The organism is Williamsia sp., from assembly GCF_016462415.1.
Lineage (GTDB): Bacteria > Actinomycetota > Actinomycetes > Mycobacteriales > Mycobacteriaceae > Williamsia_A.
Map to the genome: position 1 here is coordinate 1 of NZ_JAEMTF010000054.1, position 20,468 is coordinate 20,468.

At 68.0% G+C, this 20,468-nt stretch carries 19 protein-coding genes; 10 read left to right on the top strand and 9 right to left on the bottom strand.

Translation table 11 applies throughout. The features are described 5' to 3' along the window. Positions 1–88 precede the first annotated feature (88 nt). The 8 genes from murJ (at position 89) to JHC79_RS14130 (ending at position 10,048) form a co-directional block, all read left to right on the top strand. Entirely contained in the window at positions 89–3,967 is a 3,879-nt protein-coding gene (murJ, locus tag JHC79_RS14095; RefSeq protein WP_296391857.1) for a murein biosynthesis integral membrane protein MurJ, read from the top strand. Between the two features lie 6 nt (positions 3,968–3,973). Next, positions 3,974–4,597, top strand: coding sequence for a DNA-3-methyladenine glycosylase I (locus JHC79_RS14100; RefSeq protein ID WP_296391817.1), 624 nt, complete (start codon positions 3,974–3,976; stop codon positions 4,595–4,597). A gap of 5 nt (positions 4,598–4,602) precedes the next feature. After that, a complete protein-coding gene (locus tag JHC79_RS14105; RefSeq protein WP_296391818.1) occupies positions 4,603–5,649 on the top strand; it encodes a nitronate monooxygenase in 1,047 nt (348 codons plus the stop codon). Between the two features lie 77 nt (positions 5,650–5,726). Continuing rightward, positions 5,727–6,335 (top strand): RNA polymerase sigma factor SigM, encoded by a 609-nt coding sequence (gene sigM / locus JHC79_RS14110; RefSeq protein ID WP_296391820.1) that lies wholly within the window; start codon positions 5,727–5,729, stop codon positions 6,333–6,335. A 33-nt stretch (positions 6,336–6,368) separates the two neighbouring features. Beyond that, positions 6,369–7,169, top strand: coding sequence for a hypothetical protein (locus JHC79_RS14115; protein ID WP_296391821.1), 801 nt, complete (start codon positions 6,369–6,371; stop codon positions 7,167–7,169). Between the two features lie 102 nt (positions 7,170–7,271). Continuing rightward, positions 7,272–8,261: a thioredoxin-disulfide reductase gene (gene trxB / locus JHC79_RS14120; protein ID WP_296391822.1), complete on the top strand. Its 990-nt coding sequence runs from the start codon at positions 7,272–7,274 to the stop codon at positions 8,259–8,261. Between the two features lie 50 nt (positions 8,262–8,311). Then, positions 8,312–8,650, top strand: a complete 339-nt coding sequence (gene trxA / locus JHC79_RS14125; protein WP_296391824.1) for a thioredoxin — start codon at positions 8,312–8,314, stop codon at positions 8,648–8,650. 219 nt (positions 8,651–8,869) lie between these two features. Continuing rightward, positions 8,870–10,048, top strand: a complete 1,179-nt coding sequence (locus tag JHC79_RS14130; protein WP_296391826.1) for an N-acetylmuramoyl-L-alanine amidase — start codon at positions 8,870–8,872, stop codon at positions 10,046–10,048. A gap of 3 nt (positions 10,049–10,051) precedes the next feature. On the opposite strand, the gene JHC79_RS14135 is transcribed toward JHC79_RS14130, so the two are convergent. The 9 genes from JHC79_RS14135 to rpmH form a co-directional block, all read right to left on the bottom strand. Further along, positions 10,052–10,783 (bottom strand): hypothetical protein, encoded by a 732-nt coding sequence (locus tag JHC79_RS14135; protein ID WP_296391828.1) that lies wholly within the window; start codon positions 10,781–10,783, stop codon positions 10,052–10,054. A 160-nt stretch (positions 10,784–10,943) separates the two neighbouring features. Then, positions 10,944–11,948 carry a ParB/RepB/Spo0J family partition protein gene (locus tag JHC79_RS14140; protein ID WP_296391830.1) on the bottom strand — a complete coding sequence of 335 codons (1,005 nt, stop codon included), beginning with the start codon at positions 11,946–11,948 and terminating at the stop codon, positions 10,944–10,946. After that, on the bottom strand, positions 11,945–12,889 hold the full coding sequence (locus JHC79_RS14145) for a ParA family protein (protein ID WP_296391832.1): 945 nt from the start codon (positions 12,887–12,889) through the stop codon (positions 11,945–11,947). Before JHC79_RS14145 ends, JHC79_RS14140 begins: the two co-directional genes overlap by 4 nt. Before the next feature lie 160 nt (positions 12,890–13,049). Further along, complete coding sequence (rsmG, locus tag JHC79_RS14150) at positions 13,050–13,730, bottom strand: 16S rRNA (guanine(527)-N(7))-methyltransferase RsmG (protein ID WP_296391859.1); 681 nt, start codon at positions 13,728–13,730, stop codon at positions 13,050–13,052. Between the two features lie 109 nt (positions 13,731–13,839). Beyond that, positions 13,840–14,448 (bottom strand): R3H domain-containing nucleic acid-binding protein, encoded by a 609-nt coding sequence (locus tag JHC79_RS14155; protein ID WP_296391834.1) that lies wholly within the window; start codon positions 14,446–14,448, stop codon positions 13,840–13,842. 96 nt (positions 14,449–14,544) lie between these two features. Beyond that, entirely contained in the window at positions 14,545–15,771 is a 1,227-nt protein-coding gene (gene yidC, locus JHC79_RS14160) for a membrane protein insertase YidC (protein WP_296391835.1), read from the bottom strand. Between the two features lie 4 nt (positions 15,772–15,775). Continuing rightward, a complete protein-coding gene (yidD, locus tag JHC79_RS14165; RefSeq protein ID WP_296391836.1) occupies positions 15,776–16,117 on the bottom strand; it encodes a membrane protein insertion efficiency factor YidD in 342 nt (113 codons plus the stop codon). After that, a complete protein-coding gene (rnpA, locus tag JHC79_RS14170; RefSeq protein WP_296391839.1) occupies positions 16,114–16,509 on the bottom strand; it encodes a ribonuclease P protein component in 396 nt (131 codons plus the stop codon). Before rnpA ends, yidD begins: the two co-directional genes overlap by 4 nt. Positions 16,510–16,560: 51 nt before the next feature. Beyond that, positions 16,561–16,704, bottom strand: coding sequence for a 50S ribosomal protein L34 (rpmH, locus tag JHC79_RS14175; RefSeq protein ID WP_296391840.1), 144 nt, complete (start codon positions 16,702–16,704; stop codon positions 16,561–16,563). 504 nt (positions 16,705–17,208) lie between these two features. Here rpmH and dnaA point away from each other — a divergent pair. Together dnaA and dnaN are read left to right on the top strand one after the other, a co-directional pair. Further along, positions 17,209–18,732: a chromosomal replication initiator protein DnaA gene (gene dnaA, locus JHC79_RS14180; RefSeq protein WP_296391861.1), complete on the top strand. Its 1,524-nt coding sequence runs from the start codon at positions 17,209–17,211 to the stop codon at positions 18,730–18,732. A gap of 529 nt (positions 18,733–19,261) precedes the next feature. Beyond that, the gene (dnaN, locus tag JHC79_RS14185) at positions 19,262–20,428 is read left to right on the top strand and encodes a DNA polymerase III subunit beta (RefSeq protein WP_296391842.1); all 1,167 of its coding nucleotides are present in this window, start codon (positions 19,262–19,264) and stop codon (positions 20,426–20,428) included. Positions 20,429–20,468: the final 40 nt, after the last annotated feature.

Below are 20,468 nucleotides of genomic sequence, written 5' to 3' on the forward strand. Positions count from 1 at the left end.
GCCCGGCTACGTCCCCCCGCCGGTCTCGCGCCCGCTGCCGACCACGCCCCCGCGGTCGGCGCCGATCCCGGCCGGCGCGCCCCCGTCGATGTCGAAACCGCCGTCCGCGCGTCGGAACCCTCCGCCGATCCCCGACGACTCCGCGTCCGGACAGACCCGTCGCATCGCGACGATCGACGCCCCCGAGTTCGACCCGGGCGAACCGGTCGAGACCGACACCGAGAAGGCGATCTCGCGCGACTCCGACGAGAGCGTCCTGCGCGCCAGTGGGTCGATCGCGTTGGCCACCCTGGTCAGCCGCATCACCGGCTTCGTCCGCACCATCCTCGTGCTGGCCCTGCTCGGCGGTGCTGTGGCGTCGTCGTTCCAGGCCGCCTACGTGCTGCCCAACCTCGTCGCCGAGGTCGTTCTCGGCGCGGTCCTGACCGCGATCGTGATCCCGGTGCTCGTGCGCGCCGAGGCCGAGGACCCCGACGGCGGCGAGGGGTTCATCAACCGGATCTTCACCCTCGCGCTGACGATGCTGGGCGTCGCGACGATCATCGCGCTCGTCGCGGCTCCGTTGCTGACCCTGCTCAACCTGGGTGACGGCCTGGTCAACCGCGACCTGGCCACCGCACTGGCGTACCTGCTGCTGCCCGAGATCCTCTTCTACGGGATGTCGGCGCTGTTCATCGCGATCCTGAACATGAAGGGGTTGTTCAAGCCGGGTGCCTGGGCGCCGGTCTGCAACAACATCGTCCAGATCACCACGCTGATCGTGTTCGCCCTCGTCCCCGGCGACATCTCGCTGAACCCGGTGCGGATGGGCGACACCAAACTGCTCGTCCTCGGCATCGGCACCACCCTCGGCGTGGTCTGCCAGGCGGCGATCCTCCTGCCCGCTCTGCGACGCGCCGGGGTGAAGCTCCGACTGCGGTGGGGCCTCGACGACCGCCTGCGCACGTTCGGTCGGATGGCAGGCGCGATCGTGCTCTATGTCGCGGTACTGCAGGTCGGCTTCATCATCACCTACCGGATCGCGGCGAGTGCGAGCTCCTCCGGTGTCAGCATTTACGCCACCCACTGGCAGCTGCTGCAACTGCCGTACGGCGTTCTCGGCGTGACGATCCTGACCGCGATCATGCCGCGGCTGTCCCGCAACGCCGCGGCCAACGACACCCACTCGGTGGTCGACGACCTGTCGCTCTCGACCCGTCTGACGATGGTCGCGCTGGTCCCGGTCATCACGTTCATGACGTTCTTCGGGCCGGCCATCGGTATCGCCATCTTCAACTTCGGCCAGTTCGGTCTCGACGACGCCGACCAGCTGGGCACCGTCCTGAGCTGGGGCGCGTTCACGATCATCCCGTACTCGATGACCCTGGTGCAGCTCCGCGTCTTCTACGCGCGCGAGGACGCCTGGACCCCGACTGCGATCGCGGTGGGCATCACCATCGTCAAGGTCGCGGCGTCCTACCTCGGACCGGTGCTCTTCGACGACGGCGCCACCGTGGTGCGCTGGCTCGCGTTCTCCAACGGGCTCGGTTACATCGTCGGTGCGATCGTCGGACACTTCCTGCTGCGACGTCGGCTCGGCCCGATCCGGATGACCAACGTCAGCCGGACCACCCTGCTGACCCTGCTGGCGTCGATCGGCGGTTGTGCCCTCGTGTGGGGCGTCTCGCAGCTGTCCGGGCTACACCGCTTCGCGACCGACCACGGCAAGCTCGGATCGATCGCCTACCTCGCGTTCACCGCGGTCGTCGCCCTCGGATTGGTCTACACCGCACTGGTTCTGCTGCGCATCCCCGACGTGATCGCGGTCAGCGTCAGCGTCCGCCGGATGCTCGGCCGCTTCATCCCCGCCATCGCGCCGGCCAGCCAGCCGCCGTCGGAGTCGATCGCCGAGATGACCGTGGCCTTCCCGCGGATCACCGGCGACGAGAGCCTCCCGTATTCTGGCCAGGTTCAGGTGTTGCGACGATTCGATCGCGGAACGGCCAGTTGGCAGGCATATTCGGTACACACGGGCGGCGCGGCCGGACAGGTGACCCCCGGTGTGCCGCGCGACCTGCGATACCGACGGAGAGGAGTGGACCTCATGGGTGACAACGACGTCGATGCCGGCGGAGCGCGCGACCTCCCGGGAATGGTCAACACCGATCCCCGGCTCAGCGCGATCCGTCCCGACGCCGAGGGTCCCGCACGCGGCGCCCCGTCGCCGTCGACCGGACCGGTCCGTGCGCAGCGCTCCGGCCCCGACGAGCCGGTGCGCGACGAGCCCTCCGGCCCGGCCGACGCCGCGGCCCCCGGGGGCGACGACAGTTCCGAGTCCACCGGTCCCGGACCGTCGGTCCCCGTGGGCGATCCCGGCCCGTCCGGCCCGCCTGCGGGACCGTCCGAGGGCCGTCCCCGACCGCGTCGCGGACCGCGCCTGGTGCCCGGCGCCGCGGTCGCCGGCGGTCGCTACCGCCTCCTCGCCGCACACGGCGGGACGCGCGGACTGCAGTTCTGGCGTGCCCGCGACATCAACCTCGACCGCGATGTCGCGCTGACCTTCGTCGACGCCGACCAGCTCGCCCCGCCACCCGAACCCGGCGTCGCCGTCGGCGCCAGGGGAGAGGGCCCCCAGGCCGTACTGTCCCGGACGCTGCGTCTGGGCCGGGTCAACTCGCCCGGCATCGCCCGCGTCCTCGACGTGGTCCGCGGTTCGTCCGGCGGAATCGTTGTGGCCGAATGGGTCACCGGCTCGTCGCTCGCCGATGTCGCCAAGACCAACCCGTCACCGGTCGGTGCCGCGCGCGCCGTGCGTGCACTCGCCGCGGCCGCCGAGGCGGCCCACCGCACCGGCAGCTCACTGTCGATCGACCACCCCGACCGCATCCGGATCTCCACCGAGGGCAATGCGGTGCTGGCGTTCCCCGGAACCCTCGCCGGCGACGACAAGACCACCGACGTCCGCGGACTCGGGGCCGTGCTCTACGCCCTGCTGCTGGCGCACTGGCCGCTCGATCCGGACGGCGCCGCCGGCGTCGTCACCAGCCGCACCTCCGGCGAACCGATCGGCGGGCTGCCCGTCGCCGAGCCGTCCGCGGCCGGGATCCCCAAGGAGCCCAGGGCCGCTCGTCCGGATGTGCCGTTCGAGATCTCCGCCGTCGCCGCCCGCGCCCTCGAGGGCAACAGCGGCATCCGCACCGCCGCCACGATCCAGCACGTGCTCGACCAGGCCACCGTCGTCGACCAGAAGACCGACCTGATGCCGGTGATCGGCGACGCGACCGAACGGCCCGCACCGGCGAGCAATGTCCGCGGCGACGGCGCCGGCGGGAAGTCCCGCTTCGGCCTCGGCGACCGCTCACCGCGATCGATGCGCGTGCTCGCCATCGCCGCGGGTGCCGGGCTGATCACCCTGCTCCTGGTCATCGCGTTGATCGTCTGGTTGTCCGACACGGTCGGGTCCGACGAGCAACCGACGAACATCGACTCCATCCTGAACAGTTCCGCACCCGCCGCCTCGACGCCCGGAGCCGCTGCGCCACAGGCGGGTCCGATCGGTCTGCGCTCGGTGACGGTGGTCGACTATTCGCGCCAGACCGCCGACTCGAGCACCAACGTGGGCAACGTGATCTCCGGTGAGGCGCCCGCGTGGCGGACCGACACCTATCGGGGCGGCCCGCGCTTCGGCAACCTCAAGCCCGGGCTGGGCCTGATGTTCGCCCTCGACCGCGCGAGCACGGTCCGGACGGTCACGATCCGGACCCCGTCTCCCGGCCTCGAGGTGCAGGTCCGCACCTCGCCGTCGGCATCGGCGGCGTTCGACGCCACGACCCAGGTCGGCGCCGGCTCGGTCGATCAACCGACCACCACCATCACCGTGCGCGACGCGCAGTCCGCCCCCTTCGTGCTGGTGTGGATCACCTCGCTCCCGCAGTCGTCCCGCGGCGGGTATCAGGGTGTCATCGGCCAGATCTCGATGGGCAGCTAGCGCCGCGTGGCCGACACCGCCGCGGGCACCGTGCTGTGCGAGGACGGACTGCTCCGACCCGTATGGGGTTCGGAACCGGGCATGATGCGCGACTACTACGACACCGAGTGGGGCATGCCCGTCGACGGCGAGAACGCCCACTTCGAACGGCTCTCCCTCGAGGGATTCCAGGCCGGTCTGTCCTGGTCGATCATCCTGCGCAAGCGGCCCGCGTTCCGAGAGGTTTTCTGCGACTTCGACGTCGACACCGTCGCGGAGTTCACCGATGACGATGTCGAACGGCTGGTCGTCGATGCGCGCATCGTCCGCAACCGCGCCAAGATCGAGGCCACCATCGGCAACGCACGGGCAACGCAGGCGTTGCGTGACGACGGGGGACTGGTCGATCTCTTGTGGTCGTTCCGCCCCGAGACGACACCGCTGCCCGTCACCTTCGCCGACGTCCCGACGGTGTCGGCGGCGTCGACGGCCATGTCGAAAGAATTGCGCCGCAGAGGCTTCCGATTTGTCGGGCCGACCACGATGTTTGCTCTGATGGAGGCCGTGGGCATCGTCGACACCCATCTCGTCGACTCGTTCCGCCGCGGTTCGTCGGGGGTGTGGGCGCCCGACGGCACCCCGGTAGCGTGAGTGCCGTGACCCCGACGCTGACCGATCTCACCATCCCCGTCGTCGGCGCACCCATGGCGGGTGGCCCGAGCACCGATGACCTCGTCGCCGCGGTCTCCGGTGCGGGTGGACTGGGCTTCCTCGCGACCGCCTACCGACCCGGAACTGCGGTGGCACAGTCGATCACCGCGCTGCGCGACCGCGGCGTCGACCGATTCGGCGCCAACGTGTTCGTCCCGGACGCGCCCGCCGACCACGTCGTCGACCGCGCTGCGCTGCGGGCCTACCGTGACGCCCTGGCCCCGCGGGCCGCAGCGCTCGGCGTCACCGTGCCCGAGATCCCGGAGTACTCGACCGACGCCTACGACGAGGTCGTCGCCGTGCTCGTCGAGGCGGCGGTTCCGTGGGTGTCGTTCACCTTCGGTCTGCCGTCGCAGTCCGATGTCGCGGCACTGCACGACGCAGGATCCGCGATCGTCATCACCGTCACCGATGTGGACGACGCGCGTGCCGCAGTCGATCGGGGCGCCGACGTCGTCTGGGTCCAGGGGCCCGAGGCCGGTGGCCATCGCTCGACCTTCTCGGTCGACGCAGAGCCACCGACCACACCGCTCGTCGACTTGCTGCCTGCTGTCCGCGCCGCGATCGACGTGGAGGTGATCGCGTCCGGGGGAGTGGCGTCGGGCGCCGATGTGGCCCGCCTACTGGCCCTGGGGGCCGATGCGGTCGCGGTCGGCACACTGCTGCTGAACACCCCCGAGGCCGGGACCAGCGGGGCGCACCGCCGCGCGCTGGCCGACCCCGCGTTCGCGGAGACGGTGTTGACCAGGGCCTTCTCCGGGCGCCCGGCCCGCGGCCTGGACAACGCCTTCCACCGCGACCTCCACGAGCTGGCGCCGGCGACCTTCCCCGAGCTCAACACCCTGACCGGCCCGCTGCGGACGGCCGCTGCCGTGCAGGGCGACCCGGACGGGGTCACCCTGTGGGCGGGGACCGGTGTGGCCGCGGTGACCGACGACCCGGCCGCCACGGTGGTCGAGCGACTGTGGGCACAGGCGCGTGAGCTGGGTTGATCGCCACCTCATCGATTGATCCACAGGCACCTCTGCGACCGCTGCGCTGAGCGCGGGGAGTCCATTAATCTCCACGCATGGCCGAAGCGGGGGATGGCGACGAGCGCACCGACGAGGAGTTGCTCGCCGCCCATGTCGCGGGGGACGCGCTCGCGTTCGCGGTGTTGGTGCACCGCCACCAGAACCAACTCTGGGCGGTCGCCCGGCGGACCAGTCACACCACCGACGACGCCGCCGACGCACTGCAGGACGCGTTGTTCAACGCCCATCGCAACGCCCACCGCTTCCGCTCGGACGCCCGCGTGACCTCATGGCTGCATCGGATCGTCGTCAACGCCTGCCTGGACCGCATCCGCCGCAACAAGATGCGCCAGACGGTCCCCCTGCCCGAGTACGACATCGCCGCCATCGCCGACCCGTTCGACCCCACCGTGTCGGTGGACCTGCGGCTGTCCATCGACCACGCCCTCGACGCGCTGCCGAGCGACCAGCGCGCAGCCGTCGTGGCGGTCGATGTCGAGGGGTACTCGGTGACCGATGCCGCAGAGCTGCTCGGGGTGCCGACGGGCACGATCAAGAGCCGGTGTTCGCGGGGACGGGCCAAACTCGCCGTGGTCCTCGGACACCTGCGCGAACCGGACGACCACACCCCCGACGGGAACCCGGCGACCCCCGTCGGCGTCTGATGAACAGCACAGACCGACGAGGTGAGGTGATCGATGACTGACCGGCCATCCGCCGACGAGCCGACACGTGTGCCCGCGGGCCCGCCGTTCCTGGTCGACCTCGTCGCCGATCTGCACGCCGGCGTCCTCCCGGACGACATCGCGGCGCAGCTGTGGCCGCGGGTCCGGGCGGATCCGGAGGCGATGCGGATCGTCGCCGCCCTGGATGCGACGCGCGCGGACCTGGCGTCGGCCCAGGCCACGGCCGAACCGCCCCCGCCCGCGGTCACGGCCGCGATCGAGTCCACCCTCGCCGCGATCCGCGCGGACACCGGCGCTTCGGGCGCCGCCGCGCCGCCGGTCGAGTCGATCGAGGACGCGCGAGACCGGCAGCGGGACGCCCGCCGCCGCCGCGGCATGGTCATCGCCTCCATCGCCGCGGGGATCATCGCCGTCCTCACGCTGGTGATCGCGGTCTCGACCGCGACCATGTCGTCGCAGGGCGACACCGACCGTGCCGACGACACGACGGCGCCGGCATCGACCCCCGCACCGTCTGTCGAGGTGCAGGTGGGGGCACTGCTGTCGGTGCTGGGTCGCGACGATGCCGCGTTCACCGGACAGAACGGGCCCGACCGCCTGCAGCGCTGCCTGAGCGCCAACGGCGTCGCACCGCGCACCCCGGTGGTGGGCAGCGGACGACTGACGGTCGGTGGCGGTCCTGCGGTGGTCATCCTGCTGTCCACCGGGGTCGCGGGCCGGTTCGACGCCCTGGTCGTGGACCCGTCGTGCGACACCGGCACCCCGGCGACCATCTCGCGACGCACCCTGGGGGCCGCCGGTCCCACCGGATGAGCGACGCACATCGTCCGCACACCCGCCAGGTCCGACCACGGGGAACAGATCCACCTACCCTTGTGTTGAACCAGCCGGCTATCGACAGTGAGAAGAGGACAGATGAGCGACTCAGGGACCGGCACGATCCACGACGTGATCATCGTCGGATCCGGCCCGGCCGGGTACACCGCAGCGGTCTACGCAGCGCGTGCCGAGTTGGCGCCGGTCGTGTTCGAGGGAACGCAGTTCGGCGGCGCACTGATGACCACCACCGAGGTCGAAAACTTCCCCGGCTTCCAGAGTGGCATCCAGGGCCCCGCCCTGATGGACGAGATGCGTGAGCAGGCACTGCGATTCGGCACCGACCTCCGCATGGAGGACGTCGACGCGATTCGTCTGACCGGCGACATCAAAGAGGTCGAGGTGGCCGGTGAGGTCTACCGCAGCCACGCCGTGATCCTGGCGATGGGCGCAGCCGCACGCTACCTCGACATCCCCGGCGAGGCCGAACTGCTCGGACGCGGCGTCTCGGCGTGCGCGACCTGCGACGGTTTCTTCTTCAAGGACCAGGACATCGCCGTCATCGGCGGTGGCGACTCCGCGATGGAGGAGGCGACGTTCCTCACCAAGTTCGCGCGTTCGGTCACCCTGGTGCACCGTCGCGAGGAGTTCCGCGCGTCGAAGATCATGCTCGAGCGGGCCAAGGCCAACGACAAGATCCGCTTCGTCACCAACGCCGCCGTCACCGGTGTGCGCGGTGAGGGTTCGGTCAGCGGCATCGACCTGCTCGACACCGTGACCGGCGAGGCCAGCGTTCTCGACGTCACCGGGATGTTCGTCGCCATCGGTCACGACCCGCGCAGCGCGCTCGTCGCCGGCCAGGTCGACCTGGACGAGGACGGATACGTGCAGGTCCAGGGCCGGACCACCGCCACATCGATCCCGGGTGTCTTCGCATGCGGCGATCTCGTCGACCACCGCTACCGGCAGGCGATCACCGCGGCCGGCACCGGCTGTAGCGCGTCCATCGACGCCGAACGCTGGCTGGCCGACCGCGCCGACGCCACCACCCCCGTCGCGGCCGACGCGGCGGTCGGATCCCTCGTCTGAGGGTTCCACCACAGATTCTCACGTCACACACGTCTCACTAGGAGGACACAATGGGTGCAAACACAGTGGTCGTCACCGACGACACATTCAAGAGCGAGGTTCTCGGCTCCGACAAGCCGGTCCTGGTCGACTTCTGGGCCACCTGGTGCGGCCCGTGCAAGATGGTCGCCCCCGTCCTCGAGGAGATCGCGGCCGACAACGGCGACAAGCTCACCATCGCGAAGCTCGATGTCGACGAGAACCCCGCCGTCGCACGGGATTTCAAGATCATGTCGATTCCGACCATGATCCTGTTCCAAAACGGTGAGCCCGTGAAGACCATCGTCGGCGCCAAGGGCAAGGCCGCGCTGCTGCGCGAGCTCGACGACGTCATCGGCACACCTGCCTGACACCGGAGAACATGTCGGCGACGCCGGGACGAACCGTCCCGGCGTCGTCGCGTCCGGGTCCGCCGTGGTGCGCCGCCGTCGGCGGTCCCCGGTGGGTGACGCTTGGCTCATATTGGCTCCCGAGCCGCAGACCTGAGACACTTCAGTGTCGGCCCATGGGTGTGCAGCACACGCGGGCCACAACAGATCAGATCAGTGTGGCGAGAAAGGCTCAGTGCAATGCCGTTGTACCGCCTGGGCGACCGAGGCTCGGCCGTCGCCGAGATTCGCGCCATCCTCGCTGCTCAAGGGCTGCTCGAGGACTCGGCCGCATCGGCATCGGAACCCCCGGCCGGCAACGGATGGACCGCTCCGGAGACCGAGTTCGATCTGGCCACCGATCATGCCGTGCGCGCCTTCCAGCAGAACCGCGGTCTCATCGTCGACGGCATCGTCGGACCCGCCACCTACCGCGTACTGCGTGAGGCGTCCTACAGCCTCGGCGCACGCATCCTGGCCTACCGCCTCTCCGCCCCCATGCACGGCGACGACGTCGCCACCCTCCAGTCGCGCCTGGGCATCCTCGGGTACTACACCGGGCTCGTCGACGGCCAGTTCGGACCCGTCACCCACAACGCCCTGTGCTCCTACCAGAGCGAATACGGCATGACCCCCGACGGCATCTGCGGACCCGGCACCCTGCGCTCCCTGCACCACCTCGGCACGCGGGTCACCGGCGGCTCCCCGCACGCCATCCGCGAGGAGGAGACGGTTCGCCGCTCCGGACCCCGGCTGTCGGGAAAGCGCATCGTCATCGACCCCGGCTTCGGCGTCCCCGACGAGTACGTCGACGCCGCCACCGCCGATCTCGAGACCCGCGTCCTGTGGGACCTCGCTCGCCTCGTGGAAGGCCGGATGGCTGCAGCCGGGATGGAGACGTTCCCGTCCCGCTCGGCCGCCGACAACCCCGACGACGCCGACCGCGCCCGCATCGCCAACAGCTACGGTGCCGACCTCGTCATCGCGCTGCGCTGCGGCCGCTACAAGAACGCAAACGCCAACGGCACCGCCAGTTTCTACTTCGGCAACGCACACGGGTCCGCCTCGACCATCGGTCGGTCACTGTCCGGGTTCATCCAGCGTGAGATCGTCGCGCGCACCGGCCTCAAGGACTGCCGCACCCACCAGCGCACCTGGGACATCCTGCGACTCACCCGCATGCCCGTCGCTCAGATCGACGTCGGCTACATCACCAACCCCCGCGACGCCGCTGCCCTCGCCGACCCCCAGACCCGGGACGTCATCGCCGACGCGATTCTCGTCGCCGTCAAGCGTCTCTATCTGCTCGGCGAGAACGACCAGCCGACCGGGACGTACACGTTCGCCGATCTGCTCGCCTCCGAGCAGATCGCTCGCTGACCTCTATCGGTCGCGGCGACGCCCCACCGGCGTCGCCACCCTCTCACGCTCGCGGCCCGGTACGTCGATCGCCGCCATCACGACCAACCCCTGCAGCGCGCTCTCGACCGCGGACTTCCATCCGAGGCCTTCATCGAGTTCCAGCCGGAACCGAGGGAAGCGCGGGTGTGACGCGATGAGGTCGAAGCCGGAGTCCTTCAAGAAGTGCGCGTCGATCATGCAGCCCGGGCACAGCGACGCCTGCGGGTCGGGGCGCCCACCGGCCGAGCGGGGAGCGGTGGCCGGGTGCTCGGTGTCGCCGTCCGAGCGGACGATCCCGAACGCCTCGACCGCGCGCACCCCGCGCTGGATCAGGTCACCGATGACGCTGTCGATCAACATCTCCGCGGTACCCGCGAACCCTGCGTCGACACGGACGGAGGTCAACAGGACGGCGTCGGCGCTCACCGGTGAGGTCGGGAAGAGTCGGGCACGGGGAACCCGCCCCGGCGGGGCGTAGAAGGCGGTCCCGATCGCACGGCCGGTGGTCGACTCCACGGCGACCTGAGCGCACTTACCCCAGTCGAGCATGACCATCGAGACCCATGCTTCTTTGTCGAACTCGCTGTCGATCACGTATCCACTGTCAGCCCCCGGGATGACGGCCGGATCGACCTCCCAGAAGATGCACTGCCGGACGTGGGGCGGCAATGCGTCGAATCCGTCGAGCCGAAGCGGATGAATCGAGATTCCCACGGCGTCAGACTCCTCTGCTCGGATCCGACCACTTCGCGTGTGCGGTGTTGAACAGTAAATCCATTGGAGCACAACCTGTCTCGAAGGAAGTGGTACGTCGCTGAGGTTCTGCTGTCACAGTGACGTTTCACCTCCCCAGCGGTGGACGTGGAAAAACGCGCTACACAGAAGCATTTTTTGCGACGAGCTCCACGATACGTTCGAGGTCTTGCACCGTGGCGAACTCGACGACAATTTTGCCCTTCTGCTTCCCCATCGACACCGTGACGCGGGTGTCGAGACGGTCGGACAGCCGCTCGGCCACGTCACGGAGGCCGGGCATCTGCATCGGCTTGCGCTTGCGGGTCTGCGGTTGGTCGGCGGCCGGCCCGTCATGGTTGGCCAGAGTCACCGCCTCCTCGGTCGCGCGCACCGACATGCCCTCGGCGACGATCCGCGCGGCGAGAGCTTCCTGGGCGTCGCTGCCTGCCTCGAGGGAGAGGATGGCCCGCGCGTGCCCGGCCGAGAGGACGCCGGCGGCGACGCGGCGCTGGACTGCGATCGGGAGTTTGAGGAGCCGGATCATGTTTGTCACGACCGGCCGCGAACGGCCGAGCTTCACCGCCAGCTGGTCATGCGTGACACCGAACTCCTCGAGCAGCTGCTGGTACGCCGCCGCCTCTTCCAGAGGATTGAGTTGAACGCGGTGGATGTTCTCCAGCAGCGCATCACGGAGCATGTCCTCGTCGGGCGTCTCACGAACGATGGTCGGGATCGCCGCGAGGCCGGCTTCCTGACTGGCGCGCCATCGGCGCTCGCCCATGACCAGTTGGTAGCGGACATCACCGACGGGGGAGGGGAGCCGTCGCACCACGATGGGCTGCATCAGCCCGAACTCGCGAATCGAATGCACGAGTTCGGCGAGTGCTTCTTCGTCGAAAGCCGTACGCGGCTGCTGCGGGTTGGGCTGGATCTCCAGTGGCGGGATCTCCCGATAGACCGCGCCGACGTCGGTCAGCGACTCCGCGGAGACCTCTCCGCTGTCGCCGACCGCAGGCGGGGGCGTGGTTCTCCCGTCACCGAGAACAACGTCGGCTGCGGCATTGCCGAGCCGGGGGCCCTCGTCCGGTCCGGTCGGGATCAGGGCGGCAAGACCGCGGCCCAGGCCACCTTTGCGCTGGGTCATCGGTTCTGTCCTTCCTGTCCGGCGCGCTCGGCACGCATGCCGAGCTCGCGGCCGGCGTCGAGATAGCTCATGGCTCCACGTGAACCCGGGTCGTATTCGATGATCGTCATGCCGAAGCCCGGGGCCTCGGAGACCTTCACGCTGCGGGGGATGACGGTGGTGAGCACCTTGTCGCCGAAGTGGCGTCGCACCTCATCGGCCACCTGGTCCGCGAGCTTGGTGCGTCCGTCGTACATCGTGAGCAGAACCGTCGACACCCACAGGTGTTTGTTCAGGTGCGCCTGCACCAGCTCGATGTTGGACAGCAGCTGTCCGACGCCTTCCAGTGCGTAGTACTCGCACTGGATGGGGATGAGCACCTCACGTGCCGCCACCATCGCGTTGACCGTCAGCAGTCCCAGTGATGGCGGGCAGTCGACGATCACGTAGTCGATGTCGTTGTCGCGAATGGTGTCGAGATCGAGCGCGTTCCGTAGCCGCGTCTCCCGCGCCACCATCGACACCAGTTCGATCTCGGCACCGGCCAGATCCAGCGTGGCGGGGACGCAGAACAGTCGCTGGTGCGCGGGACTGCGCTGCATCGCCTGCGCCAGGGTGATCTCACCGAGGAGGAGTTCGTACACCGAGTTGACGTCGGGGTCGCGGTGGTCGATGCCCAGGGCCGTACTCGCGTTGCCCTGTGGATCGAGATCGATCACGAGGACTCCGAGTCCGTGCAGGGCGAGCGCTGCGGCGATGTTGACCGATGTCGTCGTCTTGCCGACGCCGCCCTTCTGGTTCGCCACCGTGATGATGCGCGGTTCGCGGGGGCGGGGGAGTTGCCCGGCTCCCCCTGGCGTCAGCACCTGACTCGCCCGCTCGGCCGCGGCGGCGATAGGTGTGTCGAAGTACTTGGCCGATGTTTCACGTGAAACCGGGTCGGGGGTTTCACGTGAAACCATGGCCTCCGAGCCTCCCGCGGCACTGTCCGGTGAACCCTGAGCCACAGCCATTCTCCTTCGCGCCCGCTTGCCCATCACTGTATTGCCGCTCTACTTCCTCGACGATGCTCACCACGAGACCCATCACTGCGCCTTGTCGAGCTGAACCCCACGCACCCGCTCATCGGCGACGTGACGACGGACTACGGAGTCGGCCGCGGATGATGGTGGTCGGTACCGCAAGAGTATCGGTCCCACATGACTCCACGCGCAGGTCGGTCAGTCCGAGCTTGCCGACCTCCGCCTTGTGCGTCGTGATCTCGTCGGCCGCCGATGACCCCTTGATCGCGATGAGCTCTCCGTCGGGCCGGATGAGCGGCAGCGACCACCGCGCCAGACGATCCAGCGGAGCCACCGCCCGTGAGGTCACGACGTCGGACAGTCCGACCTCGGCGCGGACGGCCTTGTCCTCAGCCCGGCCCCGGATGACCCGAACCGACAGGGACAGCTCGGCGACAACCTCGGTGAGGAAGGTGTGCCGGCGCAGCAGCGGCTCGATGAGGGTGATCGACAAGTCGGGGCGAGCAAGCGCGAGCGGAATGCCGGGCAGGCCCGCACCGCTGCCGACATCGGCGACGGTCGCGCCCTCTGCGATCGGTTCCCCCATCACGGCGCAATTCAGGATGTGCCGGACCCATAGCCGGTCCACCTCCCGGGGCCCGATCAGACCGCGCTCCACACCGGCGTTCGCGAGGATCTCGCGGTACGCCCGCGCAGCCGGAGCTCGGTCACCGAAGACTGCGTCGATCGCGGCGGCGACGTCATTCTGACTGCTCTCTTCATCAGGTTTCACGTGAAACATCATCCCTTAATCACACTGCTGTCATTCACCACCATCTAGCCGCAGCACCCCGGAAACGACGAAGTCCCGGGGTCACCGGGACTTCGTCGTCGAACTCGTGCGGGGTGCGCTACTGCTTGATGACCACCACGCGACGGCGGGGCTCGACACCTTCGCTCTCGCTGATGACCCCGTCCACCGCGGCAACGGCATCGTGGACGATCTTGCGCTCGAACGGCGTCATCGGCTCCAGCTCCTCGCGGCCTCCGTTGTCGAGGACGCGTTGCGCGACCTCGCTGCCGAGGATCGAGAGACGCTCGCGGCGGTCTGCGCGCCAACGGGCGACGTCGAGCATCAGTCGACTGCGGTCACCGGTGGTCTGCTGCACGGCCAGACGGGTCAACTCCTGAAGGGCATCGAGGACCTCGCCGTTCTTTCCGACGAGCTTTCCCAGATCCTGACCGCCGTCGATGCTGACGATCGCACGGTCGCCGTCGACGTCGAGATCGATGTCGCCGTCGAAATCGAGGACATCGAGGAGTTGCTCGAGGTAGTCCCCGGCGACCTCGCCCTCCTCGACCAACCGATCGTCCGTGCCGCCCTCGGCGTCATCGGGATCCGCTGCGTCGTCCGCTTCTACCCGCGTGGTGTCCGCATCGGTCTGCTCGACCGACTCGTTCGCGTCGGGCGTCGTGTCGTCGGTCTCTGCGACGTGCACGTCGCTCGTATCTGCCGTCATTCTCATCACCTTTGATCGTGTGTTCGTTCGTGAGGGAGGCACCCGCGTCGAGGGTGGTGCCGACGCTCCGCGCACTGCGGAGCAGGACTGCGTGGGTCAGCGCCGTTTCTTACGGCGCGCAGTGTTGGAGCCCGCGGCGCCGGTCCGACCCCCGGCACCTGTCGGCTTCTGTCCCGGACGAGGCGTCTTCGCAGCAGGCTGCTTCGTCGCCGTCTGTTTCGCCTTGTTCTGGGCGCCGGAACCGTTCGACTTCGCAGTCACCGTCGAGGAGTCATCCGGCGCGGGGGAGGAGCCCTTCGTGAGGTTGGGCGTGGACCCGTTCGCAGATTCCTTCGCCGTTCCGTTGGCCGAGGCGCCGTTCGTCGCACCGTTCGCCGACGCATCGGGCCCGGCCTTCTTCTTGGCACGTTCGGGACGGGCACCCGGCTTGGGTGCGTTGGCCTTCAACTTCTCCTGCTTCGCGGCCTTCTTCGCCTCGTCTTCCTTCTCGATGCGGTTGAAGACGATGTGCTGCTGACCGTAGGTCCACAGGTTGTTGCTGACCCAGTACAGAAGGATCGCGACCGGGAAGAACGCACCCGACACCAGGATGCCCAGGGGGAAGACGTACAGCGCGAGCTTGTTCATGATCGCGGTCTGGGGGTTCTCCAGGGCCGCGGCACCCTGTCGGGCCACCGACGCGCGCGAGTTCATGTGTGTGGCGATCGACGACACGATCACCAGCGGGATGACCAGATAGATGATGTGGGCACGGGTGAAGTCGATGACACCGTCGGCGCTGAAGGCGACCCACTCGGATTTGGGCTGCGAGATGGCCGCGGAGAGCGGCACACCGAACAGACGCGCGTCGAGGAAGTTCTGCACCTGGTCGGCGCTGAAGAAGTAGTTGCCCGTCGACCGGGTCTCCGCCGCGGTCATACCGAGCTGACCGAAGCCGGTGCCCATCCGATTGAAGGATCGGAGCACGTGGAACAGGCCGATGAAGACCGGGATCTGCGCGAGCATCGGCAGGCATCCGAGGAGCGGGTTGAACCCGTGCTCCTTCTGCAGCTTCTGCATCTCCTCGGTCATCTTCACGCGATCCTTGGCGTACTTCTTGCGGATCGCCTGCAGCTGCGGCTGGATCTCCTGCATCTGCCGCGTGGTGCGGATCTGCTTCACGAACGGCTTGTAGAGAATCGCGCGCAGGGTGAAGACGAGGAAGATGACCGACAGTGCCCACGCGACGCCGCTGCCACCGGGGGAGTCGGGGAGGATGTGGCTGAACACCCATTGCCAGACCCACATGATTCCCGAGACCGGGTAGTAGATGAAGTTGAGCACGGTGTCAGGTACTCCTCACTGCGTCATCAGACGCACTTGTTGTCTCGCGTCGCCGGACGCGTAGGTGTGTGGCGTCCGCGGCCGCGGCGTCGGTTCGCTCTCCATGGTGCCCTGATCTCTCCGGCACCGGGTCGTAGCCGGGTTTGTGCCAGGGGCCGCACTTGGCCAGACGCACCACCGACAAGGCCCCTCCGCGGATCGCGCCCCACTCAGTGACCGCCTCCACGGCATAGGCGCTACACGTGGGCTCGAATCGGCAGGACGGCAGACGGGTCGGGGAGATCCAGGTGCGATAGAGCTCGATCAGGAAGACCAGGGCGCGTCGCGGGAATGCCGTCACACTCATGACGACACCGTCGCGCGCAGCCCCGACTTGCCGAGAGCAGAGAAGAGTTGTTGTGCCAGAACGTCACTCGGCACTGTCGCTGACGACGGCAGAGCCCGGATGACGACGGTCGACGCCGTGTCGACGTCTTCGAGAGCCGCGGCAGCGGCAGCGCGCAGGCGCCGAGCGACGGAATGACGGGTCACGGCGTCACCGACCGCCTTGCTGACGATGAGACCCACCCGGGGCCCACCGAACTCGACCACGTCGAGTCGAACGTGACGATCATCCGGCCACCGGGTCGGCGCGATCAGCACGTAGGTCATCAGATCAGTCCGACGCACCCGCACGCCGTGACGCAGGGTGCGGGTGAACTCGGATCCTCGGCTGATCCGCTGGTGACGTGCGAGCACTGTGACGATGACCGCGGGAGAACGCGGGAACGCCCGCTTCTCCCGTCGAGATCAGGCAGTCAGGCTCGAGCGGCCCTTGCGGCGCCGGGTGTTGACGATCGACCGGCCGGCGCGCGTGCGCATCCGGAGACGGAAACCGTGCACGCGTGCACGACGACGAACGTTGGGCTGGAAGGTCCGCTTTCCCTTGGCCACGATTGAACTCCTCGTTATCGGGGCACCGGGAGCATTACGCTCTCAAGACACCCATTACCTGGTGGTTTGCTTGCCGCGGCCCGTCGATCTCACGCACATCGGCGCATGGACGACCGACACCTCGGCGACCGTTCGAGAGTACTTATCGCATGTTCACTGGTCAAACCGCGATCAGCCGCCCCGGCAACGGTTTCCCACCGGCGATCCGATTCGCACGACACGCCGACGACACGACGGTCGTCGACTTCTGGTCGAAATCGTGCGACCGAATCTGTTGAGACCGGCCGCGGGCTCTGTTAGCTTCTGACGAGCACGCGTTCGACGGCACCGTTCGGAGTCGATTTCGCTGACCGGTTCCAGGCTCGGGCATCGCCCGATGGCCGGTACTCAAGCAGCTGTGCACAACTGTGGATAACCGTGTGGACAAACCCGTTGTCGTGAGCGACGATGGCGACCGCGGTTGCGCATGTCAGCGGTGCCGCACAGCCAGGAGGGGCGTTGTCGATGGGGTCCGATCGCGACACGTTCGGTGAGATCTGGCAGCGGGTCATCGTCGACCTCGGTGCCGACACCGGAACCGACGACACACTCACACGGCAGCAAAAGGCCTGGTTGTCGCTGGTCCAACCCCTGACCCTGGCCGAGGGGTTCGCCCTGTTGGCGGTGCCGACCGCTTTCGTCCAGGAGCAGATCGAGCGCACTCTGCGCGAACCCATCCGCACCTCTCTCAGCCGCCACCTCGGCATGGAGGTCGACCTCGGGGTTCGAATCGCGCCCACCCCCGACGTACCCGTCGGAGTGCCTGCCGCACCCGCCTCGATCGACGTCGCGGCCTCGCTGGACACCCTTCCCGACACTTTCGCCGATCGCCGCGACAGCTCGGAGTACCACTCGGAGAACGGTCGTATCGACACCGTCGGGCCGCACGGATCGCCCGACCACCGCAGGGTCGACGGCGAGTGGTCGACCTACTTCAACGCGTCCACCCCGGGCGAGCCCAGCAGTCTGAACCCGAAGTACACCTTCGACACCTTCGTCATCGGGGCCTCCAACCGGTTCGCGCACGCCGCCGCGGTCGCGATCTCCGAGGCGCCGGCCCGGGCGTACAACCCCTTGTTCATCTGGGGTGAGTCCGGTCTCGGCAAAACCCATCTGCTGCACGCGGCCGGCCACTACGCGCAACGACTGTTCCCGGGGATGCGCGTCAAATACGTCTCCACCGAGGAATTCACCAACGACTTCATCAACTCTCTGCGTGACGATCGCCGTGTCGCGTTCAAACGTCGCTACCGCGATGTCGATGTGCTCCTCGTCGACGACATCCAGTTCCTCGAGGGCAAAGAGGGTATCCAGGAGGAGTTCTTCCACACCTTCAACACCCTGCACAACGCCAACAAGCAGATCGTGGTGTCCTCGGACCGCCCACCCAAGCAGTTGGCCACTCTCGAGGACCGGCTCCGTACCCGGTTCGAATGGGGCCTGATCACCGACGTCCAGCCTCCCGAGCTGGAGACCCGCATCGCCATCCTGCGCAAGAAAGCGCAGATGGACAACCTGCAGGTACCCGCCGAGGTACTCGAGCTGATCGCCTCGAAGATCGAGCGCAACATCCGTGAGCTCGAGGGCGCCCTCATCCGGGTCACCGCGTTCGCGTCGCTGAACAACGCCGAACTCAACCTGGCCCTGGCCGAGATCGTCCTGCAGGCACTGTTGCCCGATTCCGGCAGCGTGGAGATCAACGCGCCGGCCATCCTCGCGATCACCGCCGAGTACTTCGAGATCAGCGTCGACGAGCTGCGTGGGCCCGGAAAGACCCGGTCCATCGCCCAGGCCCGTCAGATCTCGATGTACCTGTGCCGCGAGCTCACCGATCTGTCGCTGCCGAAGATCGGTGAGACCTTCGATCGTGACCACACCACGGTGATGTACGCCGACAAGAAGATCCGCAAGGAGATGGCCGAGCGCCGCAAGGTGTACGACCACGTCCAGGAACTCACCGCGCGCATCAAACAGCGCGCCCGCCGCTGATCCCGTTCACCGGATCACACCGCTCGGACGAGCGTTCTCTCAACCTCACATCGAGGCCTCGATGTCGCTTTCGGGCGACCGGAACACGTGTTCACCGTCGCTCCCCAGCTGTGGATAACTCGGTGGATAACTCCGTCAGCCTGTGCACCGACGGTGGACCGAGATGAACGGACGCTGACGTGTACACAACGTGTGACCGATCTCCTGTGATCTGTCCACGATCGGTCCACAGCGTCACGTGCCGCCCCACGTGCACCAACCACACCCTGTACACAGATTCCACAGGACCTATTACTACTGAGAATTTATCTTTCTCAATAGTCTTTAAAAGCAGGTGTGTGGACAGATCGTCCGTCCACACCGCCCGTGAGAACGGTTCCGTCACCAGCCGTTACAAGCTCCACCCGTTTGCCCCCGCACGCCCCCTTCCGTTCTAGAGTGGAGACCCACCGGTTCACGCAGGACTCGCACACCATCGAAGGGCAGTCGACGCTATGGAGGATCGGACCGATATGGAGGGTCGATCGCAGTGAAGTTCCGCGTGACTCGCGATGAATTCGCAGAGTCGGTTGCCTGGGTTGCCCGCAGTCTCCCCAGCCGTCCGCCCGTTCCCGTTCTCGGCTGCGTGGTTCTCACCGCAGGCGACAAGGGCCTGACGGTCTCGGGCTTCGACTACGAGGTCTCGGCCCAGGTCGACCTCTCCGCCGAGGTCGCCGACGAGGGCCGCGTGCTGGTCTCGGGCAAGTTGTTGGCCGACATCACCCGGTCCCTGCCGTCCAAGCCGGTCGATGTCAGCCTCGACGGCACCCGCGTGGCCATCGCCTGCGGCAGTTCGCGGTTCTCCCTGCCGACCATGCCGGTCGAGGATTACCCGTCCCTGCCCGAGGTACCGCCGATCACCGGCAGCATCCCGACGGAACTGTTCGCCGAGGCGATCACCCAGGTCGCCATCGCCGCGGGCCGAGACGACACCCTGCCGATGCTCACCGGTATCCGCGTCGAGATCGAGAACGACACCGTCGTGCTCGCCGCCACCGACCGCTTCCGGCTCGCTGTCCGTGAACTCACCTGGGAACCCACCTCGGGCGACACCGCCGCCGTGCTGGTGCCGGCCAAGACGTTGTCCGAATCGGCCAAGTCAGCCGGCGCCGAGGGTGGCGCCGCGATCTCCCTGGCCCTCGGGTCGTCGGGCAGCATCGGTGCAGAGGGTCTGCTCGGCATCCTCGGACAGGGACGCCAGACCACGACCCGTCTGCTCGACGCGGAGTTCCCGAAGTTCCGTCAGCTGTTGCCGCCGTCGCACACCTCCATGGCCACCGTCGACATCGCACCGCTGACCGACGCCATCAAGCGTGTGGCCCTGGTCGCCGAGCGCGGCGCCCAGGTTCGGATGGAGTTCACCGAGGGATCGGTGTTGCTCACCGCCGGTGGCGACGACGCGGGCAAGGCCGAGGAGGAGGTCCCGGTGGACTTCCACGGTGAGCCGCTGACCATCGCGTTCAACCCGGGTTATCTGCTCGACGGCCTGGCCGCATTGCACACCACCGCAGTCGATTTCGGATTCACCACCCCGAGTCGGCCGGCTGTGCTGCGACCGTCGACCGGTGAACCGCCGCAGGCCGACGACTCCGGTGCGTACGCCGCTCCGAGCAGCGCGTTCACGTATCTGCTGATGCCGGTCCGACTGCCCGGATAGAGCCGCGTCACGAGGGGCGTCGTCACCCGACCGTTCTCAC